Origin of the sequence: Mycolicibacterium flavescens (assembly GCF_001722335.1) — a bacterium.
Taxonomy (GTDB): domain Bacteria; phylum Actinomycetota; class Actinomycetes; order Mycobacteriales; family Mycobacteriaceae; genus Mycobacterium; species Mycobacterium flavescens.
Genome location: NZ_MIHA01000060.1, coordinates 1 through 976, shown reverse-complemented (window position 1 = coordinate 976; position 976 = coordinate 1). Strand labels below are relative to the sequence as shown.

Below are 976 nucleotides of genomic sequence, written 5' to 3'. Positions count from 1 at the left end.
GGCACGGGCGGCGCCGGCGGCAACGCGAGCGCGGGCAACGGCGGCAGCGCGTCCGCCGACGGCGCGGCGGCCGGTGATGCGTCCGGCGGCACCGGGACCGGCGGCGCGGGCGGCACGGTCACAACCGGCGCGGCGGCCAGCGGTGACGCCAGTGGCGGCGCCGGTGGTGAAGGCGGAACGCCGACGGGCGGCGCAGGCGGTGAAGGTGGCACGACCACTGGCGGCGCAGGCGGCGACACCGGTGACGGCGGTGCGGGTGGCGCGGCCACCGGCGGCGGCGCCACCGGAGGTGACGGGTCCAGCGGCGACGCCTCGGGCGGAGCGGGCTCGGGCGGCAACGGATCCGGCGGCGGCGGCGCAGGCGGTGACGGCAGCGGCGGGAGCGGCACCGGCACCGGTGCCGGTGGCGACACGAACGCGGGCAACGCCGGCGGAACGTCGAACGGCGGCTCGGGTGACACGTCGAGCACGAGCGCATCGTCGTCCTCGCTGCTGTCGAACTTCCTCAACGGTGTGCTGAGTGTCTTCGGCTTCGGCGGAGGAGGCGACGGCGCCAGCGCCGAGGGCGGTGATACCGGTGGCGGGTCGTCCAACCCGTTCGCCGCGCTGATCGAGGCGTTCACCAGCTTCCTGCCGTTCTAGCGACAGCCGGTGAGTCGAGTTCCGGTGCCGGGCCGCAGCCGATGCGGTCCGGCACCGGGACCGGCGACCAAGCCAACCCGATTCATCCGAGGCCGCGTGCCTCGAAATCTTGAGTGAGGAAAGAAGAATGGAACGCAAGACAACATCACCGACGGCCAAGCGTGCCGTCGCGGCGGCGTTCGCCGGTGCGCTGGCGCTGTCGTTCGGTGGGCTGACAGTGGTGCCCAACGACGCGGCCTCGCAGCTGCTGGCCGCCGCGCCGTCGGCCGCGGAGCGCAGCACCGATCCGGTGACCGCCCCCGGGTCGCCCCCGGCGACGGCGGTGAACGCCTCA

The 976-nt window shown here is 75.1% G+C and carries 1 protein-coding gene and 1 pseudogene; both read left to right on the top strand.

The window, feature by feature from the left end:
* Window positions 1-642: pseudogene (locus tag BHQ18_RS30245) on the top strand (PE family protein); the annotation flags it as partial.
* 127 nt (window positions 643-769) lie between these two features.
* On the top strand, window positions 770-976 hold a 207-nt coding region (locus BHQ18_RS28825; RefSeq protein WP_131815750.1), incomplete at its 3' end, for a hypothetical protein.